Origin of the sequence: Eggerthella guodeyinii (assembly GCF_009834925.2) — a bacterium.
GTDB lineage: Bacteria > Actinomycetota > Coriobacteriia > Coriobacteriales > Eggerthellaceae > Eggerthella > Eggerthella guodeyinii.
Genome location: NZ_CP063310.1, coordinates 500,053 through 522,416, shown reverse-complemented (window position 1 = coordinate 522,416; position 22,364 = coordinate 500,053). Strand labels below are relative to the sequence as shown.

The window sequence follows — 22,364 nt, the reverse complement described above, 5'->3', positions numbered from 1 at the left end:
GTTATGCCTTGCTCATGGCATCTTCGACGGCGGCGATAATCGCCTTGCTGGTGATGGTGGCACCCGAAACCACATCGACGTCGACCGATCCCGCCTCGACGATGCTCGCCGGCATCGAGGCGATCGCATCCCCGGCAATGGAGGGCGTCTCGTTCTGCTCGAGCACTTCCACCGCAGTGATCGTGGTTCCCTCGCAGGCAACCTTAACGACGATGGGGCCCTTTTTGCCCTCTGCGGTTCCGAGAAGCTCGCCATCTGCGACCTCGTACGAAGACAGATCGACTTCCTCGCCGAACACCGCCAACGTGCTGGGCACGAAGGAGGGCTTTCCGTCCATGACCGACTCTTGAAGGTTGTCGGTCTTGGCAGCGGCGGCATTCCTGCCCGAAATGCGGCCGAAGATCATGCCGCCGCCCAAGTTGCACGATCCCTGGTAATGGTTCGACCAGATGTCCCCCAGCTCCCCCGCCTCGTACAGATGGGGAACCGCTTCTCCGCGCGGCGTCACAACCTGGCCCTGCTCGTTTTTCACCGGGCCGCCCTGCGTGTTCACGAGGGTGTGGGTGAGCTTGACCGCGTAGAACGGCGCCGTCGCAACGGGGTCGAGGTCGCCCTTGCGCCCGTACGCAAGATCGACGCCCTCGTCGCAGAATCGGTTCCACTTGTCCACTTCCGCTTGCAGGTTCTGCGCGGCTTCCTCATCGAAGCCCATCGCCGCGGCAAGCTGCTCGAGCGAGTCGGCCTTGAGAATCCAGCCCTTCTCGATTTCCTCTTGGCCGTCGGCAGACCACGACTTGTACAGCGGCCCCCGTTCGAAGACGGTTTGATCGAGGACTTCGTACGTGATCTCGGGAAGCACCGGAACATGCCAGGTGCCGGCATAGTTGAGGTGCCCGTGGTTCGTTGCACCGGTGTCCGTTTCGCTGATGAAACGAGTGCCGTTGCCGCCGACCAGAATGCCCTTCAAGTCGCTGTCGTACTTCCACGTGCAATCGAGCGTATCGGGATCGACGAACTCGAAGTTGTTCGTTTGAAGGTTCCCCATATGCCACAGATCGCACCCGACCTCCATGGCCATCTTGATGCCATCGCCCGTGTTGTACAGCGCATGGCCAAGCGATTCCCATCCATGGTAGCCATTGAAGCTTTCGAGCATCTCGTCGTTCGATTCGTACCCGCCCGTAGTGAGGATCACGCCGTTGCGCGCACGCACGTTCACAACCTGGCCATCCACCTGCACCTCAACGCCATGGACGATGCCCGTCAGGGCGTCCTGGATGAGATGCTGTCCGGCCGCCTCGTACCACACCGTGATCTTGTCCGATCGGTCGGCAACCGCCTGACGGAACAGCTTGTACGCCGCGCCGTCTCCTCGTCCCTCGTGCACCGTGAGAACCCTGAAGGATTGCGCGCCCGCCATGTCGGGGTACTCGATCTTACCCTCGACGAACGCGGGGTTTTCCGCACCCAGGTACTCGATCCACTCCTTGTTCTTCACCATCTCGGCGCAATACGCCTCGATGATCGCATCGCTGGGCGTGTCGTAATCCCCGCGCATGGCCTTCACGTACGCAATGGCGTCGTCGAGGTTTTCCGACCAGCACAGCAGCTGCATGCAGGCGATGGAGTTGCCGCCGGCCTCGGCCTCGGGGGCCTTCTCCAGCAGAAGGACGCTGGCTCCCTCGTCAGCCGCCGCGATGGCGCTGTTCGCGCCGGCCCCTCCGAACCCTACGACCACCACATCGTACTCAGCGCCCCACTCGACCGTGCTTTCGAACGCGTCGCCTGCACGGTCTGCCGCAGACGCCTTCGGAGAGCATCCTGCAAGCAACGCGCCTCCGAACAGCCCCGTTGCCGCAAGCGCCGACCCCGTGATGAAGCTTCTCCGCGATACTGCGCTCCTCATAGCGCACCCCTCCTTCGATCCGTATGTCATCCGAGGCCGAACCGCTTCCGACCTCGATGCACATGCTGGCGCACGGCTCGAACGAGGGCATCCCACAAAAACCGCAGAGCCCGAAAACGGCCTCCCATAAAACATGTATATTTCCCCTACGGGCGGCAACGGAAGGCAAAACGCCGCAGGTGGAAGGAACCCGAAACGAGCGATCGTGCTATGCTGACAGCATGGGCAAAGGGGAGCGCAATATCATCGTACTGGCGACGCTCGGGATGGCGTTTTGGTGGCCGATGCTGCGCAACAGCATCGTGGGTTTCGTATTCTCGCCGACGGCCATTGGCGAGGCGCAAAGCCAATTCGAACTCTGGCTGTTTCTCGGCGCCTCGGCCGTTCTGGCCTTGCTTCTGGCGTTTGTCCCCAAAGCGTCCCGCATGACGAGCAGCACATGGGCGGTGCTTGCGCCGTGCCTCGCCGCAAGCGCGCTCAACCTGACGCTGTCCGCTCTGCCCGAGGCGCCCCACGAGGCGCTCCTCGCGGCGGACGCAATCGCCTTGGCATGCTCGTACGTCGTGCTGCCCGTCGCGTGGGCCTCCCTGCTGACGACGCAGCTGTCCGGCTCCCACAAGCGCATGCTCCTCGTCATCGCAGCCTCCTACGCCGCTAGCTTCCTCATCGGCTACCTCTCGTACGCGCCTGCGCCCTTGAACCTGATTCGCCCGATCGGCGCTCCCGTCCTCTCGGGCATCGCCTGGTATTTGTGCGCCAGGCAACGCGGGAGGCAGCCGAGGAGCGCGGGCGCCTGCTTCGCAAGGACGTCGGACGGCGGCCGAAGCCTGTACGTGCTGGTATTGGTGCTGTTTCTTGTCAGCAGCGTGGCCACCGGGTTCATCAACTCGGGAACCGCCTCGTACGTCCCCACCGCAAACACGTTCATACGAGACACGCTCAACGTAGGCGTCACCGCTTCCATCATCGTGATCATCGGGCTTTCGAAGCACCTTGAACGGATCAAGTTCTCCCTGATCGTGGTGCTGAGCATTCTTCTGTTCGGCGGCATTTTCCTGGCCACGCTGTTTCAACAAAGCTGGTTCACCGCCGGAACGGGACTCATGCAAACGAGCAAGTCCTGCTTCTCGCTGTTGCTGTTCATGCTCGTTCTTATCGAAGGCATGGGGAAGCCGCATGCATCGGGAACGCGCTCCATGCTGCTGAAATTCGTCATCCCCACCACGGTCAGCAGCTTCATCAGTTACCTGGTGGTTCCCCTTCTCGCGCAAGCGTTCGGCGTCTCGTACAGCGATTTCTGGGGCGTGCTCTCGCTGCTCATGGGCTTCCTGCTGGGCGTGTTCCTGTTCAGCTTTCTTTCGTCCCTCGTCATCAAGTACCTCCCTCGCATGGAGCTGGCACCCGAGGAGATGGCCGGCACCGAGGGCGTCGCGCGCGCCATGCAGCAAACGTACGGGCTGACCGAGAAGGAGACGGAGGTGCTCGCCCTCCTGCTTGAGGGGAACACGTACAAGAAGATAGCGTCGCTTCTGTACGTGAGCGACAGCACCGTCCAGTCCCACGCCAAGAGCATCTATCGAAAAGCCGGCGTGCACACCAAGCAGGAGCTGGTCGACCGCGCGGCCAGCATGCGCGAGTCGCTGGCACCATAGGGCGAGAGTCCCGCTACGGCTGCGCGGAAGGAGGGCTGTTCCCTCCCCGCAGCCGCAGGGGCCTTGGCGCTCTTACGCCGCCATGCCGCTGCCCATGCTTCCGTTGCGCTTGCCTTGCTGGACGTCGCCGCCTTGGCCGGCGGGCATGCCGCCGCCTCCGGCGCCGAGGCCGCCCATGCCGCCGGTGGCGGTGGTGGACGCGGTGATCTCGGTGGCAGAGCCGCCGCTGACGGCGCCGGAATCGGTGTAGCCGTCGGCGTTCGCACCGGTCACGGTGCCGCCCGTTACGAGCGAGTACGTGCCGCCCTCCGCGAGCGCGGGGCTGGACACCAGCACCATGCCGAACTGCTTGGCCGCCGTGAGCGAGGCCACCACCGTGCCGTCGGCGTCGACCACCGCGACGCTGTCGCCCGCGTTGCCGCTGACGGTGGAGAACGCGAAGGGCTGCTCGCCGCTCGTGAAGTTCTGGGCCATGCCCGTGGAGCCCACCATGAGCACCGTGCCGCCCGTCACGGTGGCCGTGAGGTCGTAGTCGAACGCGCCGTCGCCGCCGCTCGTGGGTCCGTTGACCAGCAGCACGCCGCCCGTGACCTCCACGGAGCCGTTGCTGTCCACGCCGTCGCCCGCGGCGTCGAGCACGGTGTAGCCGCCGTTGATCTGGATGAGGCAGTTCTCGTCGCCCATCCCCATGCCGCCGCCTTGGCCGCCCGCGCCGCCTTCGGCGAACGCGTTGTCGGGCGCGCCGCCGTTGAGGTCGCGCTCGTTCAGGGATTCGCCGCCGCCCTGCGGGCCGCCGGCGGGCGGTTCGCCATCGGCGGGGGCATCGCCCATCGTGGGAGCCTCGCCGTCCGCGGGGGCGCCGTCGCCCGACGGCGCTGCGGGAGCGGCGTCGGTCGCAGCAGCAGCGCTGCCGGTCGCGTCCGTCGAGGTGGAGTCCGCCTCCCCGTCAGTGAGGTCGGCCGGGGCCGCGTTGATGGCATCGTCGCTGGCCACGATATGCGTGTCGCCGCCGTTGATGTACAGCTTCTCGGCTTCGTAACCCTCGTAGCACGCGGTCACGTTCACCGTGCCGTCGTCGATGACGAGCTTCGTCTCGGCATGGAATGCGTCGTCGCCGGCCTCGATGTCGAGCGCGCCGCCCGCCAGCAGGCCCTCGAGGTCGGAGTGCAGTGCGTCGTCCGTCGCGGCGATGGAGAATTCGCCGCCCGCGATGCGCAGGTAGGTTTGCGCCTGGATGCCGTCGTCGCCCGCCTCGATGGCGAACGTGCCGCCGTCGATGGAGACGAAGCCCTTCACGGCGTTCGTGTCCTTGTTCGACTTGATGCCGTCGCCGTCGGCCGTCAGCGTGAAGTCGCCGTCGAGGATCTTCACGCAGTCGCGGCCCCGCAGCGCGTCTTCCGCCGCCGACACCACGTAGGTGCCGCCTGTGACGACGAGGTCGTCCTTCGAGCATACCGCGTGACGGTACGCTCCGGTCACCGTCAGCGTGCCCGAGCCGTTCAACGTGAGGTCGGCGCGGCTGAACAGCGTGGCGTACGGCTCGTCGGAGCCGTCTTCCAGCACGTACTCCGCCCCGTCGGTGAGCGCGTTCTGCGTCCCGTCGGCCAGCGTGACGAAGCACTTGTCGGCCCGCTTCACGTACACGGCGGGCCCGTCCTCGTTGTGGATGGTCGTGCCCGCAAGCACCACCTGCACCTTCGCGTCCTCGGGCGCCTCGACCACCAGCTGGCCGTCGTCGAGCGAGCCCGACACCACGTAGACGCCCGCAGCCGTGATGGTCACCGTGGAGCCGTCCGCCGTCGCGCCCGACCCGTCGACCGCGGCCGCGCCGCCCGCGAGCGCGATATGCGTGGCGGAGGCGTCGTCGTAGGAGGGATCCTGGTCGCGGTTGCTGTAGTCGAGATCGAGCGCCGACGCGTCGAAGGACGCCGCGACATCGGCGAACGACGTGGCGTCGGCGGAGGCGGAGGCGTCGCTGTCCGCCGACGCGTCGGCGGAGGAAGCGCTGGCGGAGGCGGCGGGTTCGGCGTCGCCGTCCGACGCGCACCCGTGCATCAGCAGCGCCGAAAACAGGATCAGCAGCAGCACGATGCCGCACACGAAGGGCCTGAGGACCTGCAGTTTTCCGTTCATCACAACACATCCTTACTCGCGGCGGCGCGGCCGCAGGTGATCTTCAGGTTGCCGTTGCGGCAGCGCAGTTCGTCGATCATGCGCTTCTCGAGGCCGGGCTGCTTCATGCGCACGGCGTACTCGAGCAGGAACAGGCTGCCCATGTTCGTGGTTTGCACGAGCGTCAGCTCGTGCTCGTCGGTGTAGCGTTTCAGCACGTCGTCGAACACGCCGTCGTACTCCAGGTCGTCGGGGATGGTGATTTTCAGCGTCTTCTCCGGCTCCTTCTGCTTGCCGAAGGGCGACAGCACGTAGCCCACGTTCACGATGGCCACGATGATGGTGAACAGCACGGCCAGCGCGATGAAGCCCATGCCCGTGGCCAGGCCGATGGCCATCGCGAGGAACACGCTGCCGATGTCCTTCGCGCTGCCGGGGATGGAGCGGAAACGCACGAGGTTGAACACGCCCATCACCGCGATGCCCGCGCCCAGGTTGCCGTTCACCAGCGTGATGACCATCTGCACGATGAGCGGCAGCAGCGCCAGCGTCACGACGAAGTTCTTCGAGTACGTGTGGCGGAACATGTAGATGAGCGCCACCGCGGCGCCCAGCACGATGGACGCGAGGCAGCACAGCAGGAAGTCGACGGTGGACACGCCCGCAACGAGCGATTCCGCCGATCCGAATATCGAGGTTAAAGCCGCATCTAGCACGATTGGTTCCTTTCAAATAGAGGGATGGAGGCTCTTCGAGGCCTTCGGGCTTTCGGGCACGCGAATCTCGAAGTTCCAAGCAATTTTTTCGTTTTGCGTACTTCGGGTGCCGCAGCGAGCCTCCAACGGAATCGCTCACCTGGCCTTTTGTGAAGCGACTTGAGGTACGAAGCCGTTTCAGAGCGGAAAACGTTCGCAAAACGAAAAAATTGCTTACTTCGAGCCGATTTCCGTGTCCACAGCGCCTCAGCAACGGGTGGGCGTGTGGGACGGGGCGCGGAAGTGGCGCGGGCGGCTGCTGCGCAGCGCGGCGGCGAACCGCTCGGCCTTCTGCTCGGCGGCCGCCTGGGACGCGCGCGCCGTCGAGAGCTCCGTCGCGCTCCGACGCGCGGCGGCCGTGCAGGCCCGGTAGGCTTCCCCGTACTTCGAGAACGACGACGGGTACGCCTCGCACGCGTCGAGGGCGCGGACGAGCCACAGCGGGAACGGGCCCGACGACTTGATCTCCATCACGGCGTCGCCGGCGCTCAGCAGCGCGTGCGCGGCGTCGGGGCGCGCCGCGAACAGGTCGCGGTAGGCGATGTCGGCGTCGAAGGTGATGCGCAGGTCGTCCGGCACGTCGGCGGGCGCGTCGGGTGTGGCGGGCGCGGAGTTGCCCGCACTCGCAGCCCCGTTGCAGCACGCGAGCGACGCGTACGCCGTGCGCTCGCAGGTGATGAGCATGGAGGGCCGCAGCGGTCGGTGACGCGCCGCGAACTCGTCGATCTCCCGGGCGATCTGCACGCTGCGCGGCGACAGCGACTCGGCGGCCATCACCGCATCGGGCAGCGGGAAGCGCGCGCAGGCCTCCTCGTACGGCGTTCCGTTCAGGTAGGCGCACGCGGCGGCCAGCGAGCACCCCACCCGGCGCTTGTACACGATGCCCTCGTACTTCTTCTTGATCTCGACGAACACGCGGTCGTCGGTCTGAGGCGCGCCGTACCCGCGCAGGCGCAGCTTCTCCTTGTACAGCGGCTTGTCCAGCGACCGCTCGATGAGGGCCCGCTCGGGCGTGTCGAGGTAGCGGCTGACGATGCGCGTCCGGCCGAACGCGTCGGGCGCCATGCGACCGCGCAGCGCGGCCGTCATCGCGCGGTGCTGCCGCGCGTCCAGGCGATACTTCACTTCCTTGCGTTCGAATACGTCGGTGAACGTTGTCATGGGATACCGGTCCTTTCCATCAGACACCGCATCCTAGTCGCGCAGCCTGAAAGTTCCCTGAAAGGCCCGCCGCCCGCAGGCAACCGCACAGGAACGTCAACCCCCCGGAGGGGATTCGCCTCCCCCAGAGGGGATCGCCTCCCCCGGAGGGGATTCGCCTCCCCCAGAGGGGATCGCCTCCCCCGGAGGGGATTCGCCTCCCCCGGAGGGGATTCGACGCGTTTCTTTCAGACGCTTTTCAGGGTTGCCGCTACAATGGAGAGCGAAGCACTCGAAGGAAAGCAGGTCGGCATGCAGGTCCTCATCGTTGAAGACGACGTGCGCCTGGCGCAGGCGCTCGCGCACATACTGGCCGAGAACGGCTACCAGACGGACGTCGTCCACGACGGCGCCTCCGGCCTCGCTTACGCGGAATGCGGCACCTACGACGTGATCATCCTCGACGTGATGCTGCCGAAGATGGACGGGTTCGCCGTGGTGGCCCAGCTGCGCCGCAAGAACATCAGCGTGCCGGTGCTGCTGCTCACCGCGCGCGACGCCGTGCCCGACAAGATCACCGGCCTCGACAGCGGCGCCGACGACTACATGACCAAGCCCTTCGCGCCCGCCGAGCTGCTGGCCCACCTGCGCGCGCTCACGCGCCGCCAGGGCGAGGTGCTGTTCGAGAAGCTGGCCGCCGGCGACCTCGTGCTGAACCTGGAAAGCTACGACCTGTCGTGCGGCGGGAAGTCCATCCACCTCAGCTACAAGGAGTTCTCCCTGGCGAAGGTGCTCATGGCGAATGCCGGGCAGGTGGTGTCGAAGGACATGCTCATCGCGAAGGTGTGGGGTGTGGAATCGAGCGCCGAGGACAACAACGTGGAGGCGTACGTGTCGTTCCTGCGCAAGAAGATGAAGTTCCTCGGGTCCACGGCGCGCATCGAAACGCTGCGGCGCGCGGGCTACCGCTTCGTCGCGGACGCCGCCGACGCGAGCGAAGACGGCGAGACCGACGCGGGCGAGGACGCCGCCGTCAAAGCTCCCGGCTCCTCGGAAAGCACGGGCGCCTCATGCTGAAGCAGCTGCGCATCAAGTTCATCGCGCTCAACATGGCCACCGTGGCCGTGGTGCTGGCCGTGGTGTTCACCGCCATCTGCGTCATCAACTACCAGCAGAGCGTCGCGCGCGTGCACGAGACGCTCGACAGCGCCGTCGCCCACGTGGGCGACGCGTCCGCCGGCCCGCTCGACGGCGGCCAGCCTGGCAGCGGCGGCGAGCAGGCCCCGGCCGACGCCGACCGCGAAGGCTCCACGCCGCCCGAGATCGGCGGCAAGCGCGGCGGATCGGACCCCACCATCCCCGTGGCCGTGTTCTCGGTGGGCGACGACGGCGCGCTGACCGCCGTCCCCACGCGCACGACGGCCTCCATCGCCGACGACGTGCGGACGCAGGCCGCAGAAGCGCTGGCCGACCAACCCGACGGCACCGGCAACCTAGACGGCCTGGGGCTGTTCTACGAGAAGCGCGTCGTGGGAGGCACCACGTACCTCGCGTTCGTGGACATGAGCGCCGCCAGCGGCTGGCAGACCCTGGCCCTCACGCTGGCGGGCGTGGGCGTGGCGGCGTTGGCGGCGTTCTTCGTGGTCAGCATGTTCTTCTCGCGGTGGGCGCTGCGCCCCGTCGACCGCGCGTGGCATCAGCAGCGCCAGTTCGTGGCCGACGCGTCGCACGATCTGAAAACGCCCCTCACCGTGATCCTCGCGAACACGTCCATCCTGCTGGAACACCCCGAGCGCAGCATCGCCAGCCAAAGCCAGTGGATCGAGAGCACCCAGCACGAAGCGGAGCAGATGCAGGGCCTCGTGGGCGACCTGCTGCTGCTCGCGCAGGTTGACGAAGGCGCTGCGAAGCCGGCGATGGATCGGCTCGACCTCACCGACCTCGTGGAAGGCGAGCTGCTGCAGTTCGAGTCCGTGGCGTTCGAGCGCTCCGTCGACCTGCAATCGAGCCTCGACGAGAGCGTGCCGGTGCGCGGCAACGCGATGCGGCTGCGCAAGCTGGTGGGCACGCTGCTGGACAACGCGTGCAAGTACGCCGACGACGGCGGCAGCGTACGCGTCGTGCTGCGCCAAAGCGTGCGCCGCATCGAGCTGTCGGTGCACAACACCGGCTTCGCCATCGCGCCCGAGGACCTCCCCCACGTGTTCGACCGCTTCTACCGCGCCGACAAGGCGCGCACGCGCGACGACAGCGGCTACGGCCTGGGGCTGGCCATCGCGCACGCCATCGCCGAGGAGCACGGCGGCACCCTCGCCGCAGCCAGCGACGAAACCCACGGCACGACGTTCACCCTCACGCTGCCCACCTTGTCCACCTGACGGCGCGCGCGAAGTCTTCTATACTGGAAGCTCAACCTGAACGCATTTGCTTCGCAAGGAGATCTCGCACATGGCACTACACTCGTGGCTGGCGCAACCGCAACGGCGGTTGGGACCGCTGGGGCTTATCGTACTGCTGGTCATCACGTCGCTCGTCACTCCCCTGTCGCTGGACATGTACACGCCGGCCGTCCCGCACATGACCGAGCATTTCAACACGTCGGAGAGCATGGTGAACCTCACGCTCGTGGGGTACTTCCTGTTCTTCGCCGTGGGCCTGCTGGCGTTCGGCCCCACGAGCGACCGCTACGGCCGCAAGCCCGTGCTGCTTGCCGGCATCTTCACATATGCGCTGGCCAGCGCGTTGTGCGCGCTGTCGGTCGACATCGTCATGCTCATCGCCATGCGCATTCTGCAAGCCCTCGGCGCCGGTGCGGTGAGCGCGGTGTCCACGGCGGTGGTGAAGGACGCCGTCGTTCCCGAGCGGCGCGAGGCGCTGCTGTCCGTGGTGCAGGTGATGTTCGTGGTAGGGCCCGTGCTGGCGCCCGTGGCGGGCGCGCTCATCCTGCAAGTCGCCGACTGGCGCATGACGTTCTGGGTGCTTGCGGGCATCGGGCTGCTCTGCGCCGCGCTGGCCCTGCTGTTCGACGAGACGCTGCCTGCCGAGAAGCGTTACGAGGGCACCGTGCTGGGCAGCGTGAGGCAGCTGGGCGTGGTGGCGCGCAACAAGGGGTTCTCGGCGTTCCTCGGCATCGTCGGGCTGTACAACCTGCCGTTCATGGCGTACATCGCCGTGGGGTCGTACGTGTACATCACCTTCTTCGGGCTGACCGAGCTGGAGTACAGCATGTACTTCGCGTTCGCCGCGCTGCTGACGGCGGCGGGCCCGTTCATCTGGCTGGCGGCTTCGCGCTTCATGTCGGCAAGCCGCTTCACGAGCATCCTGCTGGGAGTTGCGCTGGCATCCGGCGCGGCCATGCTGGCCGTGGGCGAGCTAGGCCCGACGCTGTTCTGCATCGCGTTCCTCGTATTCGCGCTGACGGAAGCCGCCGTTCGCCCCTACAGCACGAACATCCTGCTGTCGCAGCAGGAGGGCGACACCGGCGCCGCATCGTCGCTCATCAACTTCACGCACACCGCCATCGGGTGCTTGGGGATGCTGGTGGCCGTGCTGCCGTGGCCGAACTACGTGGTGGGCGTCGGCGCGATCATCGTGGGCTCGATGGCCGTCGCCCTCGTCGGCTGGGTGGCGCTCCTGCGCTCCCGCATCCCGCTCAAGGGCATCAAAGACGTCGACGCGACGCGCCCCGCTTCCCCCAGCGCCGAGAGCGAAGCCGAACCCGCCTACGACGAGGGGTAGGCTGGCTGACCAGCCACGCCTCCCTTGTCCTAGAAATCTACCAGCTGCTCTTTGAGGTAGTCTTTCAGGCCAGGAAGCTCAAAAGCAATCCTGCCTCTACCGCGAGAGCCGATCACGCCGCGCTCGATGAGCCGCTTTCGGTACTGAGCAGCATAGTTGCCGCTCACTCCCATACGCTGCGCAACATCCGCAAGCCGGCTCACATCGTCATCATCAAGCATTGCCGCAAGAAAGCGCACGTCGCCGTCCGACAGCTCGTTAAGCGTTGCATCCAGCACCCGCGCCCGCATGTCATGCCAGGCAGCCCGCACACCGCGTTCGACGTCCGCTTCGCCGATCACGTCCTTCGAACCAGCTTCCTGCCAGGCGCGATAGCCCACAAGCTGCATCATGAACGGAAACCCGCCCACCGCAACCACCGCGTTATCGAGCGCAGGTGCGTCGATCGACTTCCCGGAGTCTTCTATCGTACGTCGCATGGCGCGCGCCACTTCGTAATCGTCGATACGGCCGAGATGATGCTGACAGGCCCTCCTGAAAAAGGAGACCGACCGATCCTGAAGCAGGGAAGACACCTCGCCGGGCAACCCTGCAAGCAGCAAAGCCACCTTGCGCTCTTCCCTCACGAAATGCTGGTAAACCGATACGAGCTGAACCAACTCGTCGAGTCCCGCCCGAGCTTCGTCGACGGTGATGAGCAAGCCCACGTCGAGTGCATTCAGCTTTTCGAGGATTTCCGTCATGCGTATACGCCAATTCGGCTCATCAGGCGTCTTGTGCTCCCATTCGATATCGAGTATCTGGGGAATCCCAACGCTTTTGATCTTCGCATTCGGGGACGAGGAAACGAAGCCGGATGCTGCGACTTTGGTTTGTTGCGCGATGTCTTCGAGCATTCCGGGCAATGCGGAAACGTTGACCGAAAGCCAGCCGATACCTTGCGCCTCGTGGGCCAACAGCGACATCAACGCCGTCTTGCCCGACCCGCGCGCACCGATGAGTATCGTTGATATGTTAGGATCTCCGATTCCGGTTTCGAAAGCACGCACCACGTCGTCGATCACGAGATCGCGACCGGCCATGTGCAAGGGAATCTGGCCGAAGCTGGGGGTAAAGGGGTTCCTTACTGAGATCGGCGGCATCGGCTCCCCTTTCATTTCGTTTGTATTCTTTCACTTCTTTTCATTTTCTTTCATTTTTATGCACAAAGAAAGACTTGAAAACGCTACAACGTCGCTTATCCCCTCAGGACCTCGACGATGGTGCGGTCGGTGCGGAGCTCGGCGTCCCAAACTTCGAACGCCAGCAAGGTTTCAGGGGCGTCGGTGCCGGACGCGGCCTGCGCCTCCTCGAAGACCTCGCGATAGCACAGCTCGAACGTTTCGCGCTCGACGCGCCGGCCGCGAAACGTGCCGCCGGGCAGATCGAGCAGGCACATGCCGCGCTCCTGCGGCGGCGCGACCAGCCGCTCCCCCGGCAGCGCTCGCACTTCGAGCGCGACGTACCAGGACGTCCCCGCCCCCACCGCAGCGCTCTCGCTCGCGCCTTCGCCCGGCAGGCAGATCATGCCCTGCAGGAACAGCGGCGCGATGCCGGCGCGCTTCGTTTCGCCGTACAGCTCGGACATCGCCTTCGTGTAGCGCTTCGCATCGAACGCGGGACGCGACCAGGGCATCGCCAGAAACGTGCGCTCCCCCAGCGCGCGCTCGTACGGGGCCGCCGACGTGCGCAGCGCATCCTGCACGGCGATCTCCGAGCGGTAGCCGTCCAACTCCATGAGTATGGCCTGCGTGGCGCGCAGCTTCTCCTTCGCCAGGGCGTGCGCGCGCTCCAACAGGGACGATATATCCATCACGCCGCGCTCGGACACGTAGTCGGCCAGCTCTTTGAGCGGCACGCCCAGCTGCACGCACGACACGATCACGTCGAGCTCGTTCATCTGGCGCAGCGCGTAGTAGCGGTAGCCGGTATCGGGGTTCACGTACGCGGGGCGCAGGATGCCGATGCGCTCGTAGTAGCGCAGCGCCTTCACGCCCACGCCCTTGAGGTGGGCAACCTCGCCGATGGACAGCAGGTCGTTTCTCATGGCGCTCCTCCACATTCTGCACATGGCGATTGACTCGTCCCTTAGGGGATACTTTAGGATATCAGAACTTGATCAATCAGGGTCAAGCGAACAGGAGGAATCATGTCACCCTACGTGCTGCTCGGCATCGCCGTCATCTTCGAGGTGTTCGCCGACTCCATGATGAAGCTGTCGAACGGTTTCACGCGGAAGCTGCCCATCATCGGCATCGTCGTCGGATACATCGTCGCGTTTTACCTGATCGCGCAAACGCTGGAACAGCTGCCGCTCGGTTTCGCCTACGCGGTATGGACCGGCCTCGGCATCGCGCTGACCGCCGTGGTGGGCACCGCGTTCTGGCACGAGGGCTTCAACGCGAAGAAGGCCGTGGGCCTCGTGGCCATCATCGCCGGCGTGGTCGTTTTGAAGATGGGAGTGTAATCATGGGTCGCATTCATCCGTATGCGCTGTTGAGCGTGTCCATCGTCCTCGAGGTGTTCGGCACCACGATGATGAAGCTCTCGGTTGGGTTCACCGTTCCGCTGTTCACGGTGCTGACCCTCATGGGCTACCTCGTGTCGTTCACCCTGCTCACGTTCACGCTGAAGCATTTGCCGCTGGGCCTCGTGTACGGCATCTGGGGCGGCGTGGGCACGGTGCTGACGGCCGCCATCGGCATCATCGCCTGGGGCGACCCCTTCAACTGGATCACGTGCGTGGGCATCGCGCTCGTCGTGGGCGGCGTGGTGCTGCTGAACCAGGGCACGCAAGAGCTGGAGGACGCGCGGGAGATGCAATCGCAGGTGGAAGAAGGTCGATCGTTCTCCAACTGACGCGCGCCGCGCCCACCAAAGGGATGGGCGCGGCGTCGGGCAGAGCTTACACGTAGAACAGCATGTCGTTGTACGTGGGAACGGGCCAGCGGTCGCGGTCCACGATGATCTCCATCTCGTCCACGGCGACGCGCAGCTTGTCCATGATGGGCAGGATCTCGTCCGCGTACTTGTTCGCGCGTTCCTGCTGGCACTCGATGGCGAGCGCCGCGTGATGGGCCTCGTCGAGCGCGCGCAGCTGCACGTCGATCTCCTTGATGCCCGACAGCAGCTTGTGCAGCAGCGCCTCCTGCTGATCGGTGTCGGCGCCGGCGGCCGCAGAGCGGATGGCGTTGATGTTGCCGGCCACCTCGGCGGCGTAGGCGTTGATAGCGGGCAGGTACGCGCGGCGCACCATGCGCTTCATCGTGCGCGCCTCGATGTTCAGCAGCTTCGTGTACTTCTCCAGCTTCACCTCGTAGCGGCTGCGCACCTCGGTCTCGGAAAGCACGCCGAACTCCTCGAACAGCGCGATGCTCTTGGGCTCCACGAAGCACGGCAGGGCCTCGGCCGTGGTGGCCTTGTTCGCCAGGCCGCGGCGGGCAGCCTCCTGCGTCCACTCGTCGGAGTAGCCGTTGCCGTTGAAGATGATGCGCTGATGCGCCGACAGCGTGTCGCGGATGTAGGCGATGGCCGCGGCTTCGAAATCCTCGCCGGCCTTGCCCTCCATCGCGTCGGCGAAGTCCTTGAGGCTCTTCGCCATGGCCGTGTTCAGGATCATGTTCGCATCGGACAGGTTCACCGCCGAGCCCGGCATGCGGAACTCGAACTTGTTGCCGGTGAACGCGAACGGCGAGGTGCGGTTGCGGTCGGTGTTGTCCTTGAGGAAGTTCGGCAGCACGGCCACGCCCAGGTCCATGGCCACCTTCTCGGCGTTCGTGTACTCGTGATCGTCGATGAGCGCGTCCACGATGGCATCGAGCTCGTCGCCCAGGAAGATGGAGATGATGGCCGGCGGCGCCTCGTCGGCACCGAGGCGATGGTCGTTGCCCGCGGAGGCCACCGACATGCGCAGCAGCTCCTGGTAGTCGTCCACCGCTTGGATGACGCCTGTGAGGAACACGAGGAAGCGCAGGTTGTCCATGGGGCTCTCGCCGGGCTCCAGCAGGTTCGTCCGGCCCTTCGACAGCGACCAGTTGTTGTGCTTGCCCGAGCCGTTGATGCCTTCGAACGGCTTCTCGTGCTGCAGGCACACGAGGCCGTAGTGCGACGCCAGCAGGCGCATCTTCTCCATGGTGAGGAGGTTCTCGTCGATGGCGCGGTTCGCGTTCGTGAAGATGGGCGCCAGCTCGTGCTGCGCCGGGGCAACCTCGTTGTGCTTCGTGCGCGCCGACACGCCGAGCGCCCACAGCTCGTCGTCGAGCTCCTTCATGAACTCGTTGACCGAGGGGCGGATGGCGCCGAAGTAGTGCTCCTCCAGCTCCTGGCCCTTGCAGGGAGCGTAGCCGAACAGCGTGCGGCCCGTCATGATGAGGTCCTGGCGCCTCGCGTAGTCCTTCTCGGAGATGAGGAAGTACTCCTGCTCGGAGCCCACCGTGGGCACCACGCGTTCGTACGCCTCGCCGAACAGCGCCAACACGCGGTTGGCCTGCTCGTCGATAGCGCTCATGGAGCGCAAGAGCGGCGTCTTCTTGTCGAGCGCTTCGCCGGTGTAGGAGCAGAAGGCGGTGGGGATGCACAGCACCTCGTCCTTGATGAACGCGTAGCTGGTGGGGTCCCACGCCGTGTAGCCGCGGGCCTCGAACGTGGCGCGCAGGCCGCCGGAGGGGAAGCTGGAAGCATCGGGTTCGCCCTGGATCAGCTCTTTTCCGGAGAAGCTCATGATGGCACGGCCGTCGCTGACCGGATCGAGGAAGCTGTCGTGCTTCTCGGACGTGATGCCGCTCAGAGGCTGGAACCAGTGCGTGAAGTGCGTGGCGCCCTTCTCGATGGCCCATTCCTTCATGGCATGCGCCACGACGTTCGCCACCTCGATTTCGAGCGGTTCGCCTTCCTTGATGGTTTTGAGCAGGCTCTTGTACGTTGCGGAGGGCAGACGCTCCTGCATCGTGTGCTCGTTGAACACCATCGAGCCGTAAATATCCGAAACCTTCGCCATGAGGATGCGCTCCTTACTCGTTGCTTTCAAGGCGGTGCGCCCGTCCGCTGCGCCTGCGGAGGGGCCATCCGCATACGATAGCACGGCCACCGGGCAAACCACGTGATCAACTTGCTGTAATCAAACTAACGGCGAAATGTTTCGAGCAGTTTTCGAGGACGATTCTATTAAGATCGTTTGCTCACACGTACGACCAGGGCGTCAGATCGCCCAACGCGGCAACCTCGTCCACCGGCACGCTGCGCGCGAAGCCGGAGACGGGCGCGCACGAGCCGGTCGCAATCCACCGCTCTATCGTCGAAACGATGCGATCGCGCGCATCGATCGGAAGCTCGCGCACCGCCGCCGACCCGCTCGGCACGCCGCATTCCAGCGCATTGACGAACAGCGTCTCGAACGTCGTGGCACGCTCATCTCCCAGGACGATGATGCTGAGCGGAGCCCTCCCGTCATCGAACAGGCCCCCGGGTAGCGACACGACCGCGCGAACGCATCCCGATCCGATCAGGGCAGCGCGCACCGCGGGTTCGCAACCTCGCGATTCGTGCAGCACGGCATTGCTCGCTGCCAGCACGGCGATGCCGCCCGGAGCCCGATGGGCAAACGCCTGCTGCACCCATGCGAGGTTCGCCTTGTTCCGCGGGGGAACGCCGAACACCCAGCGCGCATCGCCGGGGTCGGGCGCATGGTCGGTCCATTCCCCCTGGTTGGGAGGCAGCACCGACACCACTGCATCGGCCAGCTCGCCCGCGTGCGCGTCCTCGGCCAACGCGGAGCCCACCGCCAGCGCGCCGTCGTCGAAGGACCATCCTTCGCAGCGCGCGGCCAGCTTCGCTGCAAGCGCATCGGAGAAGCGGACGACTTGTCCGACGCAGCGCACCGCGGGGGCAAGCCGCCGAAGCGCCGCCAGCGCGTCGCCGGCGCCCACGTGCGGGTCGTACGCTTGCGCGGCGGAAGGGTTGAACGCAAGCGCGATGCGAGCCACGAGATCGCTGACGGAAACGGGGCACGGAGCGTCCGGCTCGGACTCGTGTCCCAGAGCAAGCCAACGAAGCAGCACCCCGCCCTCTTCGTCCAGGCGCAGATCGCCCACCCGGTCGACCATACGCCGCTGCGCCGACGCGTCCAGCGACGACGTGCGCAAGGCGAGATCTCCCAGGAACGACAACCCCTCGTCCCGAGCCGCAAAACGTTCGAGCTCCTCGTCCACCTGCGCCAGCGCATCCTCGGCAGCGGCGACGCGCGCCCAAGCCGCGCCGCCATCGACCAGGCGCACGAACAGCAGCGGCAGCAGCTCCCACGCCGCATCGAACGGCGATACCGCCGCGCCCGCAGCGTGGGCGAGGTCCGACCGCACGTCCTGCACGAGCGCTTCCAGCCGCTCGCGCGCAGAGGGCCCGACAAAGCGCTCGAGCACCTCGTCCCTCCCGGCAAGCAAGCCGCCGACCAGCGCTTCGGCGGCTGCGCGCGCCTCCCGCACCGCGCGTTCTCCCTCTTCGACCTCGCTGAGGATCGCCAGCATCTCGGCGTACCGCGCATCCCGCTCGTCTTCCCCGATCAGGGGTATCTCCAACATCGAAAGCCTCTCGAGCGGCAGCGCCAGCGCATCCACCGCGCGATCGGACACGCGCAGCCGCGGCCGGATTCCCACCGAAGCGAGCGCGAACACGAGCGCCTCCACGGTCAGCGGGGCGGAGGCATCCATCGTCAAAGCCACCGTGTTGGCCAAGGGGTACGCGCCCTCGGGCATCAGACGCCCCACGAGGTACTGCCCCGCCTGTCCCACGACGATGCACGGCTGGCGCACCCCTTCCTCGTCCGTGTGCGCCATGACGCCCTGCGACGAGACGGCCGGCAACGAGCCCTGCGCGCTGCGTTTGTCGACCGGGAGGAGCGAGCCTTCGCGCACCACGCATGCGCCTCCCAGCTCAATCGTCCGCGCCGAACGCTCCGCGGCTTCGCGGTAGCTTTCGACCCCCTTCTCGAACAGGCTCCGATCGCGCTCCCTGCGGTCGCGGCAGCGCGCATCGCACTCCTCCAGGTACCGCGCCACCGCGCGGCGAACGCCCGTTTCGGGCCACGGGACGGGAATATGCCGCAGGCTGTTCTCCGTCAGACGCACGGTCTGTCCGCTCATGTCCGCATGCGCGGCAGCCGGAATGCGCGACAGCATCTGCCTCAGATAGGAGGTGTCGGCGTCGTCGTCGCACGCGATCACGTGGTACAGATCGGTCGCCGAGAACTTTCCACGCGCCTCCGTCACCAGCAAGCATCCGTCGGGAGCCTCCACGTTGCACACCGATCCCAGCAAGAGGTACCGTCCCTCGAAAGCGTACTCGTCGAAGGGAACGAAGCCCGTCTCGACGTAGAGGCGATACGGTCCCTTCCGCAGCAGGCGTTGCGCTCCTCGCACAGGCGCGCAACGGTCGTCGAATATGCGCGCGACCTCTTCCAAGCGTTTCATCTCAATCGCCATCGTATTCCTCTCTCTTCCTGAACTCCTCAACCAAATCGAACACCTGCTGACGATTGTGGACGTCGAGCTTCCGATACAGGTTCTTGCAGTGCGAGCGCACGGTGTTCTCCGACACGAACAGCGTTTCGGACATGCGTGCCACATCGCGACCGCGCAAGATCAGCTCGAGCACGTCGGTCTCGCGATTGGACAGTCCGTAGGTCTTCTTCAGCAGTCGGCTGTACACGGGAACCATATCCTGCGCCACGATGACGTTGCGCACGAGGGGACGGGGCGCGGGACGGTCGTCGGATGCGCGTGCCGCCGCATCGTCCTCGTCGGAGGGCGCATTCCCTTCAGGCTCAGAATCCGCCGTCCCGCCGATGGGATCGAACGCCCGATCGACCTTTCCCTTGCGCCGCGTGTTGACCACGACCCCCGCAAACGAGAGCACATAGGTGGACATGAGCGCGATGACGAGAATCTGCGATATGTCGTACGTCTGCCCCAGAGCATCGCCCACGGCGCGGCCGATCAACACCCCGCCGTACACGATGCTCGAGAACACGCCGAACACGGCGATCGGGTCCACCTGGCGCAAGTGGGCTATCTTGATGCAGGTCACCATCATGAAGATCGAGACGAGCGAAAACGCCGCGTTCGCCACGCCCGCGAACAGCATGCGGTAGCCCGCATCGAAGAACGGCAGGAACAAGAAGCCGGTCATCACCGCGAGGAACACCGCGGTGTACACCGCCGGGAACGAGAAGCGACCGCGCACCTTGTCCCAAGCCAAGGCCAAGCCGCCGGCCGCCGCCAGCATGCCCAAGGCGAGCGTCACGTTCAAAACCGACGAGTCGCCCCCGCTTTGCTGGGCGAACATGCGCGAAACCCCGCCGACGTACCCGATGGCGGCAATGCACAGCATATAGCGCCACGTACTGGACACGATATTCGTGAGCGTGGCGCCGCCGCTCTGCCCGACTACGATGTCCGAAGGCACCCGCTGGAACACGCCGCCGCGGCATCGCCGTAAAAACAGCGCGTTGAGCGCGATGATGCAGAACACCACGATCGCGTACAGCCAATACCATGCGATACAGGCCACGGCAAGATAGAACACCGCCGACAGCACCGATCCGACGATGATCCGACGGGCCGCGACGTCCGCGTCCTGCTCGGCAAACAGGCGTTGCCATACGACGAACGACAGCGACGACCCCGCCCCGACGAGAAACGCCGAGAGGTTCTGCAACGCCGCGTTCTGCACGAACACGGTTGCGAACAAGCCCGCATACCCCAGCACGAGGCACACCGTGGAATGGTACGTGGTGTCGCGCTTGCACTGGGATGGAAAGTAGAGGCACCCCAGCCCAAACACCAGCAAAATGCCGATGTAGCCGATCGACCGCGCGGTCTCGCCGCCGTGCATGCCGCTGAACGAAAGCGACGTCATGGAGGCGATGCGCAGCAGGCCCCATGCCGACGTGGAACTCAAAACCAGGTAGATGGCGAACCCGACGCTGTACGCGTCGAACACGCGCGAGATCTTCCTCAACATGGCACCCTCCCCGATGCTCTTCCCATGATGCCACCATACCCTCCCAACCCCCCTCCCCTAGGTGAAAACGGCGAAATTCACCCATGCCATGTGAGGTTTGCCGACGGAGTGTTCGTACACTGCGAACCGTTGAACAAGCATGCAATACCGCATGCTCGGGGTAAGGAGGACCGTATGATCACCAAGGGAACGGCGTTCGATCGCCGCAGCTTCCTCAAGGGCGCGATGCTTGCCGGAGCGGGCACCGCCGCATTCGGGCTGGCGGGCTGCGCGGCGAACGGGGGCGGCGCAAGCGGAGGCGCATCTTCAAGCGCATCGGCCGCCTCCGACACCGCAGGGCAGCTGACCGCCGAAACCATCAACAAGGGAACCTGGGCGTTCGAGATCGCGCCCGAGCCCGTGGCCGACAGCGAGATCACGCAAACCTACGAGGCCGACATCATCGTCGTGGGTGCAGGCGTTTCGGGTTTGGCCTGCGCAGCATCTGCAACGGAAGAAGGCGCCGACGTGATCCTGTTCGCCGCCAGCTCCCAGCCGGTAGCGCGCGGCGGCTCCAACCATGGCATCGGGACGAAATTCCACGAGCGTCTGGGCATCACCGATTACACGAAGGACACCATCGACGGCTACATCCGCCAGGAGCTGGCGCGCAACGGCTATCGCGTGGACCAGAAGAAGTGGTACAAGTGGATCAACAACAGCGCGTCCACCATGAACTGGCTCATCGATCTCATGGAAGCGAAGGGCTACACCACCACGATGGAGATCGGCTACACCGACACCGAGGGCGTGTTCACTGCGCATCCCGGCTCTCATAACTGGGTGGAACAGGCCGACGGCAAGGAATCGGGCGCGGCCACGGGCGAGAACCTCGTCATCGCCATGTACGAGGAGAAGATCAAGGAGCAGGGCGGCCAGATCCACTACAGCACCATCGGCCAGTACCTCATCCGCGAAGACGACAACACCGGGCGCGTTTCCGCCATCGTCGCCAAGGACCCCGACGGCAACTACGTGAAGTACGTTGGCAAGAAGGCCATCGTGCTGGCAACGGGCGACTTCTCCGCCAACCAGGACATGATGGCGAAGTACTGCTCCTGGGTCGCACCGCTTTTGCAGTACAACGAGGTAGATTACGACGCTATGTTCCAGTTCGGCGGCCTCGGCCCGGGCGACGGCCAGAAGATGGGGCTGTGGGTTGGTGCCGCCTGGCAGCAAACGCTTCCGAACGCGCCGATGATCGACGCCGTGGGCCCCATGCCCTACCGCCAGTCCATCGCCGATTTCTCGGGATTGCTGCTCAACAAGAAGGGCGAGCGCTATTCGAACGAAGACGTCATCTTCTCCTACGGCACCTACGCCATGATGATGCAGCCCGACATGACGCGCTACGGCATCTGGGATACCGCCTACGCGAACTGGTTCGACACGTGGGAAACGTTCGGCACCACCATCGTGGAGAACGAGGGCAAGAACGCGACCACGCCCGAGGAATACCTCGCCTCGTGGGACAGCAACGTGGAGAAGGGGGCGTTCGTCAAGGGCGACACGATCGAGGAGGTCATCGCGCAGCTCGACGGACTCGATCCCGAGAATGCGAAGAAGTCGGTCGATCGCTACAACGAGCTGTGCGAAGCCAAGTACGACGACGACTTCCACAAAAGCGCGACGCTCCTCGCACCCATCAAGGAAGGGCCGTTCTACGGCTGCAAGCTCGAAATGAGCCCCGCCAACTTCCTCTGCGTGACGGGCGGCTTGCGCACCAACGAGAACATGCAGGTGTGCGACGAGCAGAACGAGCCGATCGAGGGCCTGTACAACCTGGGCATCATGGTGGGCGACAGCTACGCGAACTGCTACAACTTCGCCATCTGCGGACACAACCTGGGCATGAACTGCAACACCTTCGCCTACCTGCTGGGCAAGGACCTCGCCGCAGCGTAATCGATTTCCCGGCGGCCGGTTCGCGCTCGCGCCCGCCGGCCGCGCTCTTCCCTGAATGCGCCGGAG

16 protein-coding genes are annotated in these 22,364 nt (G+C 65.4%); 7 read left to right on the top strand and 9 right to left on the bottom strand.

The window, feature by feature from the left end; all coding sequences use genetic code 11:
* Window position 1: 1 nt before the first annotated feature.
* Complete coding sequence (locus tag GS424_RS02115) at window positions 2-1,906, bottom strand: FAD-binding protein (protein WP_160941967.1); 1,905 nt, start codon at window positions 1,904-1,906, stop codon at window positions 2-4.
* A gap of 23 nt (window positions 1,907-1,929) precedes the next feature.
* Between GS424_RS02115 and GS424_RS02110 the strand changes: the two genes are divergently transcribed.
* Entirely contained in the window at window positions 1,930-3,558 is a 1,629-nt protein-coding gene (locus tag GS424_RS02110; protein WP_193666534.1) for a helix-turn-helix transcriptional regulator, read from the top strand.
* Window positions 3,559-3,630: 72 nt separating this feature from the next.
* On the opposite strand, the gene GS424_RS02105 is transcribed toward GS424_RS02110, so the two are convergent.
* The 3 genes from GS424_RS02105 to GS424_RS02095 all read right to left on the bottom strand — a co-directional run bounded on the left by GS424_RS02105 (window position 3,631) and on the right by GS424_RS02095 (window position 7,586).
* On the bottom strand, window positions 3,631-5,691 hold the full coding sequence (locus GS424_RS02105; protein WP_160941969.1) for a carbohydrate-binding domain-containing protein: 2,061 nt from the start codon (window positions 5,689-5,691) through the stop codon (window positions 3,631-3,633).
* Complete coding sequence (locus GS424_RS02100; protein WP_160941970.1) at window positions 5,691-6,386, bottom strand: DUF4956 domain-containing protein; 696 nt, start codon at window positions 6,384-6,386, stop codon at window positions 5,691-5,693. Before GS424_RS02100 ends, GS424_RS02105 begins: the two co-directional genes overlap by 1 nt.
* 246 nt (window positions 6,387-6,632) lie before the next feature.
* The gene (locus tag GS424_RS02095; RefSeq protein WP_160941971.1) at window positions 6,633-7,586 is read right to left on the bottom strand and encodes a polyphosphate polymerase domain-containing protein; all 954 of its coding nucleotides are present in this window, start codon (window positions 7,584-7,586) and stop codon (window positions 6,633-6,635) included.
* A 291-nt stretch (window positions 7,587-7,877) separates the two neighbouring features.
* On the opposite strand from GS424_RS02095, the gene GS424_RS02090 reads away from it, so the two are divergent.
* The 3 genes from GS424_RS02090 (at window position 7,878) to GS424_RS02080 (ending at window position 11,303) form a co-directional block, all read left to right on the top strand.
* Window positions 7,878-8,642 carry a response regulator transcription factor gene (locus tag GS424_RS02090; protein WP_244977641.1) on the top strand — a complete coding sequence of 255 codons (765 nt, stop codon included), beginning with the start codon at window positions 7,878-7,880 and terminating at the stop codon, window positions 8,640-8,642.
* Entirely contained in the window at window positions 8,636-9,943 is a 1,308-nt protein-coding gene (locus tag GS424_RS02085; RefSeq protein WP_160941972.1) for a sensor histidine kinase, read from the top strand. Before GS424_RS02090 ends, GS424_RS02085 begins: the two co-directional genes overlap by 7 nt.
* A 70-nt stretch (window positions 9,944-10,013) precedes the next feature.
* On the top strand, window positions 10,014-11,303 hold the full coding sequence (locus GS424_RS02080) for an MFS transporter (RefSeq protein WP_244977640.1): 1,290 nt from the start codon (window positions 10,014-10,016) through the stop codon (window positions 11,301-11,303).
* 29 nt (window positions 11,304-11,332) lie between these two features.
* On the opposite strand, the gene GS424_RS02075 is transcribed toward GS424_RS02080, so the two are convergent.
* Both GS424_RS02075 and GS424_RS02070 read right to left on the bottom strand, forming a co-directional pair.
* Window positions 11,333-12,445 carry an ATP-binding protein gene (locus GS424_RS02075; protein WP_160941973.1) on the bottom strand — a complete coding sequence of 371 codons (1,113 nt, stop codon included), beginning with the start codon at window positions 12,443-12,445 and terminating at the stop codon, window positions 11,333-11,335.
* A 95-nt stretch (window positions 12,446-12,540) separates the two neighbouring features.
* Complete coding sequence (locus tag GS424_RS02070) at window positions 12,541-13,389, bottom strand: MerR family transcriptional regulator (protein WP_160941974.1); 849 nt, start codon at window positions 13,387-13,389, stop codon at window positions 12,541-12,543.
* A gap of 102 nt (window positions 13,390-13,491) precedes the next feature.
* Between GS424_RS02070 and GS424_RS02065 the strand changes: the two genes are divergently transcribed.
* Together GS424_RS02065 and GS424_RS02060 are read left to right on the top strand one after the other, a co-directional pair.
* Window positions 13,492-13,809, top strand: a complete 318-nt coding sequence (locus tag GS424_RS02065) for a DMT family transporter (RefSeq protein ID WP_154333448.1) — start codon at window positions 13,492-13,494, stop codon at window positions 13,807-13,809.
* A 2-nt stretch (window positions 13,810-13,811) separates the two neighbouring features.
* Window positions 13,812-14,201, top strand: coding sequence for a DMT family transporter (locus tag GS424_RS02060; protein ID WP_160941975.1), 390 nt, complete (start codon window positions 13,812-13,814; stop codon window positions 14,199-14,201).
* A gap of 46 nt (window positions 14,202-14,247) precedes the next feature.
* On the opposite strand, the gene GS424_RS02055 is transcribed toward GS424_RS02060, so the two are convergent.
* The 3 genes from GS424_RS02055 to GS424_RS02045 all read right to left on the bottom strand — a co-directional run bounded on the left by GS424_RS02055 (window position 14,248) and on the right by GS424_RS02045 (window position 20,354).
* The gene (locus tag GS424_RS02055; protein ID WP_160941976.1) at window positions 14,248-16,338 is read right to left on the bottom strand and encodes a glutamine synthetase III family protein; all 2,091 of its coding nucleotides are present in this window, start codon (window positions 16,336-16,338) and stop codon (window positions 14,248-14,250) included.
* A gap of 181 nt (window positions 16,339-16,519) precedes the next feature.
* On the bottom strand, window positions 16,520-18,814 hold the full coding sequence (locus tag GS424_RS02050; protein WP_160941977.1) for an N-6 DNA methylase: 2,295 nt from the start codon (window positions 18,812-18,814) through the stop codon (window positions 16,520-16,522).
* Complete coding sequence (locus GS424_RS02045; protein WP_160941978.1) at window positions 18,804-20,354, bottom strand: response regulator transcription factor; 1,551 nt, start codon at window positions 20,352-20,354, stop codon at window positions 18,804-18,806. Before GS424_RS02045 ends, GS424_RS02050 begins: the two co-directional genes overlap by 11 nt.
* 174 nt (window positions 20,355-20,528) lie before the next feature.
* On the opposite strand from GS424_RS02045, the gene GS424_RS02040 reads away from it, so the two are divergent.
* The gene (locus GS424_RS02040) at window positions 20,529-22,298 is read left to right on the top strand and encodes an FAD-dependent oxidoreductase (protein ID WP_160941979.1); all 1,770 of its coding nucleotides are present in this window, start codon (window positions 20,529-20,531) and stop codon (window positions 22,296-22,298) included.
* Window positions 22,299-22,364 lie beyond the last annotated feature (66 nt).